Origin of the sequence: Protofrankia sp. Cr1, assembly GCF_963555865.1 — a bacterium.
In the GTDB taxonomy this organism is placed as follows: Bacteria; Actinomycetota; Actinomycetes; order Frankiales; family Frankiaceae; genus Protofrankia.
On record NZ_CAUVXO010000404.1, the window covers coordinates 1 to 4,863 of the forward strand.

The 4,863-nt window shown below is 70.0% G+C and carries 1 protein-coding gene and 1 pseudogene; both read left to right on the forward strand.

All coding sequences use genetic code 11. The features are described 5' to 3' along the window. Positions 1-39: 39 nt before the first annotated feature. Positions 40-639, forward strand: a pseudogene (locus tag U9980_RS22405) (alpha/beta fold hydrolase); the annotation flags it as partial. Between the two features lie 289 nt (positions 640-928). Beyond that, a complete protein-coding gene (locus tag U9980_RS22410; RefSeq protein WP_322769738.1) occupies positions 929-4,684 on the forward strand; it encodes a DUF4062 domain-containing protein in 3,756 nt (1,251 codons plus the stop codon). The last annotated feature ends 179 nt before the right edge of the window (positions 4,685-4,863 follow it).

Sequence of the window (4,863 nt, forward strand, 5' to 3'; positions counted from 1 at the left end):
GACAACAACGGGAAGTAAAGTTAGTGGAATCACGAGACACTAGCCTACGCCGAAACCCACCCCGACCGCGTCACCGACCTGGTGCTCCGCGGAATCTTCCTGCTCCGCAAACAAGAGATCGACTGGTTCTACCAGTCCGGCGCCGACACCCTGTTCCCCGACACGTGGGAGGAGTTCCTCGCTCCGATCCCCGCTGCCGAGCACGCCGACCTTCTGTACGCCTACCACGCCCGGCTCACCGGCGACGACCCGCCCACCCGGCAGGCGCCGGCCAAGGCGTGGAGCATCTGGGAGGGCAAGACGAGCCGCCTGCACCCCGACCCGGAGCTCGTCGACCGCTACTCCGGCGACGAGTTCGCCCTGGCATTCGCCCGGATCGAATGCCACTACTTCATCAACGGCGCGTTCTTCGATCACGACGGCCAGCTCCTCACCGACGTCGGGCGCATCCGGCACATCCCCACCGTGATCGTGCAGGGGCGGTACGACGTCGTCTGCCCCATGACCAGCGCGTGGGCGCTGCACCGCGCCTTCCCCGAGGCGGACCTGCGCATCGTGCCCGACGCCGGCCATTCGGCATCCGAGCCCGGCATCGTCCACGAGCTGCTCGAGGCCACCGACCGCTTCCGCAGCACCTGAGCCGACCCGGTATCCGTCGCCCCCACACCCGATATCCGGGACCGGTAACGGGACTTCATCAACCGAGGTTCCGAGTAGGAGTAAGCGACGTTGCCCCTGCTGTGGCCCGCTCCACCGATTGCATTGCGTGCCTACGGCAGGAAGGCGAGCAGGCCTATGCCGGCTCCACCGAGGACGTCTGCCCCTCCGCAATCCGGGTCGGCAAAGGCAGTCCTGCGGGGAGCTGCCCGAAAAAGCCAACCCGGCAATCAGGTAGATAGGATCTGAACGATCGAGTAGCGTGCATTCCATGGGATCCGGTCCGGCCCGGATGCTGCGGGTGTTCGTCAGCCATACCTCGGAGTTGGCGGCGTTCCCACAGCAGCGGTCATACGTCGAGGCGGCGTGTGCGGCGGTGCGCCGGGCCGGCGGGGTGGCGGTGGACATGGCCGACTTCGGCGCCCGGGATCAGCAGTCGCCGCAGGTGTGCCGGGCGGAGGTGGCCGGCTGCGACGTCTACTTGGGTGTGGTCGGGTTCCGGTACGGTTCCCCGGTGCCGGGCCGGGAGGACGGGCTGTCCTTCACCGAGTTCGAGTTCGACGTGGCCGGCCAGGTGTGCCTGCCGCGACTGGTGTTCCTGCTCGACGAGACCGCGGCCACCGTCCCGATGGCGCTGGCGGACTTGGACCGGCGCAGGGTGGGCCGGTTCCGCCAGCGGCTGCAGGACGAGCAGGTGACCGTGGTGGTGTCCAACCCCGACGACCTGGCCGCCCGGGTCGGGGAAGGGTTGGCTACCCTCACCCGCACCCAACTCCAACCGCCCTGGGTCGAGCCGGCGAGGCCGTGGATGGCTCCGCCGCTGGACCGGTTGGTCGAACGCCCGGAACTGGGCAGCCGGCTGGTCGCCGCGCTGGCCGCGCCGGGTGCGGGCGAGGTGGGGCTGACGACCGGGCTGGCCGGGGCGGGTGGGTTCGGGAAGACGACGCTAGCGACCTGGGTGTGCCACCGACCCGAGACCCGCCGCCGCTACCCGGGCGGGTTGCTGTGGGTGACGGTGGGCCAAGAGGTGCACGGCGCGGACCTGGCCGAGAAGGTCAACGATCTGGCGTTCGCGCTGCGCGGTCGCCGGCCGGCGATCTCCGACCCGGATGCGGCCGGGGCGGAGTTGGGCCGGCTGCTTGACGAGTGGGAGCCGGTGCTGCTGGTCGTCGATGACGTGTGGAACACCTCGCAGCTACGCCCGTTCCGTTACGGCGGCCGAATCTGCACCCGGCTGGTCACCACTCGTATCCCCAGCCTGCTGCCCCCGGGTGGCCCGCGTATCCGGGTCGACACCATGACCGCCGACCAGGCCCGCGCGCTCGCCACCGATGGGGTAGCCGACATACCTGCGGCGGTAGCCGAACAACTGGCCGCGGCGGCGGGCCGCTGGCCGGTGCTGCTGAACCTGGTCAACGGGGTACTGCGGCGGCGGACAGAACGGGGCCAGTCACCGGACCAGGCCGCCGCCGAGATCACGCGCAGGCTGACTGCGGCCGGGCCGGCAGCGTTCGACCCGGCCCGGCCGGCGGACCGGAGCCAGGCGGTCGCGGCCACCGTTGAGGCGAGCCTGGCCCTGCTCGACCCCGCCGACCGGGACCGCTACCTCGATCTGGCGATCTTCCCCGAGGATGTGGACATCCCGCTCGCCATGCTCCGACTGCTGTGGCCCGCCGGTCTGGCCGACCCGCTCTGCGAAGAACTCACCGGGCTGGGCCTGACCGCCGACTACCGGTTCGACCCGCCCGGGCCGCGGCTGATCCTGCACGACGTTATGCGCGCCTACCTGCGCTCCCGCCGGGACGCCACCGCCCGGACTGGCGTACACCGCCGATTTGTCACCGCAACGGCCGGCCTGCTCCCGGCACCTGACGCGCAGGGGCGGACCCCGTGGTGGCTGCTGCCCGCAGAGGCTGGTTACCTGTGGCGGTTCCTGGCTTACCACCTGCACGAAGCCGGCATGCTGGACGAGGTGGCCGGCTTGGCCTGCGACCTGCGCTGGGTGGAGGCCAAGACCCGGCGGTTCGGGTCGGCCGTGGGTGCCGTCGCCGACCTGGACTTGGCGGGCACGCCGACTGCGAACCTGCTGCGGCAGGTGCTCGCCCAGGCCGCGCCGCTGCTCGGCCCGGTCGATCCACCCGCCGCGCTCGGGGCGACCCTGGCCAGCCGACTGCACGGCATCTCAGACCTCGCCCCCGTTCTCGGCAGCTACCAGGACGGCTTGGCCCGGCCACGGCTGGAACCGGCCTGGCTGCTCCCCGACCGGTATGACCCTACTCAGCCGGCGACGGGTATCGGCCACACCGGCGGGGTGATCAGCTGCGCGTTCTCCCCCGACGGCGCTCTGCTCGCCACCGCCAGCGACGACGGCACCGCACGGCTATGGAACGTTGCCGACAGCACGGAACGGACGGTGCTCACGGGCCACACCGGCGGGCTGTGGGGTTGCGCGTTCTCCCCCGACGGCGCCCTGCTCGCCACCACCAGCGACGACCGCACGGCACGCCTGTGGCGTGTCGCCGATGGCACCGTGCAGGCCGTGCTCGCCAGCCACACCGATTGGGTGTGGGGCTGCGTGTTCTCGCCGGACGGCACCCTGCTGGCCACCACCAGCAGGGACGGCACCGCACGGCTGTGGAACGTTGCCGACAGCAAAGTACGCAGGGTGCTGGCCGGTCACACCGGCGAGGTGTGGGGCTGCGCTTTCTCCCCGGACGGCACCCTGCTCGCCACGACAGGCGAGGACGGCACGGCACGGCTGTGGAAGGCTGGCGACGGTGAGGAGGCCAAGGTGCTGACCGGCCACACCGGCCGGGTGAGTTGCTGTGCGTTCTCCCCCGATGGCACCCTGCTCGCCACCACCGGCAACGATCACACTGCACGGTTGTGGAACGTCACCGACGGCAGGGAACTCCGGGTGCTGCCCGGGCACACCGACATCGTCAACATCTGTGCGTTCTCCCCGGACGGCGCCCTGCTCGCCACCACTGGCCAGGACACGACCGTTCGTCTGTGGCAGCTACCCGGCGGGACGGCGAAAGAGACGCTGACTGGCCACCCCAGCGGGGCCCGTGGCTGTGCGTTCTCCCCGGACGGCACCCTGCTCGCCAGCACCAGCATGGACGGGACGGTCCGGCTGTGGCCACTCGCAGGCGGCACCGGACCGGTGATATCGACCGGCCACACGACCCGGATGTGGAACTGCGTGTTCTCCCGGGACGGCGCCCTGCTCGCCACCGCCGGCCAGGACGGCGTCGCGCGGCTGTGGCAGCTGCCCAACCCGACCCCCACGGCCGTGCTGGCCGGCCACACGAGCAGGGTGAACAGTTGCGCGTTCTCTCCGGACGGTAGCCTCCTCGTCACCACCAGCTTCGACCGCACAGCGAGACTGTGGCAGGTGCCCACCGGCGCCGTAGCCGCGACGCTCAAGCACCCGGGCCGGGTCCGGGCTTGTGCGTTCTCCCCCGACGGCACCCTGCTCGCGACCACCAGCGACGACCATATGGCACGGCTCTGGCACGTCGCCAGCGGTACCCTGCATAGAGAGCTCGCCGGCCATAGCCACCCCGTGGAGAGCTGCGCGTTCTCCCCAGACAGCCGCCTCCTTGCCACCACCTTCAAGGATGGGGTGGTCCGGCTGTGGCACGTGCCGGGCGGTACGGTGGCGACGGAACTGGCAGGGCATACAGATTCCGTCAACAACTGCGCGTTCAGCCCCGACGGCACCCTTTTTGCCACCGTTAGCGACGACCGGACGGCCCGCCTGTGGCGCGTCGCTACTGGCATCGAGCACGCCGCGCTCGCCCACCCCGGCTGGGTGGAAGGCTGCGCGTTCTCCCCGGACGGCACTCTACTCGCCACCGCAAGCCACGACCAGACCATCAGGATCTGGACGGTGGCCGGCCGCCGGTGCCAATGCGCTCTCCGCGTCGCCAGCCCCCTCTTCAAAATCGCCTGGCATCCCGGCGGCACCACCCTCTGCATAGTCGGCGGAGCCGGCTCCTACCTCCTCACCTACCGCTCATAGATATCCCAATGGAATGACATAGCCCTTTTCTTATCACGCTCTAGTGTCTCGTGATTCCACCGACTTTACAAAAGGTTGATTGCGGTGTTTAATGAATGAATGGAACTGACAACGGATGCGCGGGCAGAACTACAGGCATTGGTGAACAGCCAGGATGCGCCGGCAGCAGTGGCGACGCG